The following is a 474-nucleotide window of genomic DNA, read 5'->3' on the forward strand; positions in this document are numbered from 1 at the left end:
GCAAGGTTGCGATCCCCGGTGCGCCCGGTGAAATCGCCGCAAACTTTTCGAGTTCGGCGGCGACCGGCGCACCGCCGTCGAGTGCTGCCTTCAGCGCTGAAGCGGCGATGGCGAGCGCGATCTTCGGCTGTCCCGCCTGTGCCTCGACCTTGCCGGAAAGCTGCGACACTGACTGTTCCAGCGCCGCACGCCGGCCTTCCTGCGCCGATGCCGCCTCACCGGCGGATTTCGCCGCCGCGTCGAGCCCGGCCAGCTTTTCGTTGAGCGGCCCGAGATCGACCGGCGCCGTGTTGCCTGCCTGGCCAAGGGCAGCAACAGTCGTCTCGATCTGCCTGACTTTGTCCCCAAGGGCAGCAAGCCCGGCAGTGTCGCCGGCCCCACCCTGCTCGACCGCCGATTTCAGCGCCGCGACATCCGTCTTGACCTGATCCAGGGCCGACGACAAGCCGTCCACCTTGGCCGACGCATCATTGT

At 67.7% G+C, this 474-nt stretch carries 1 pseudogene; it reads right to left on the reverse strand.

What is annotated here, in order from left to right:
- Positions 1–474, reverse strand: a pseudogene (locus EOA13_RS37535) (phage tail protein); the annotation flags it as partial.

The organism is Mesorhizobium sp. M7A.F.Ca.US.011.01.1.1 (genome assembly GCF_003998295.1).
GTDB lineage: Bacteria > Pseudomonadota > Alphaproteobacteria > Rhizobiales > Rhizobiaceae > Mesorhizobium.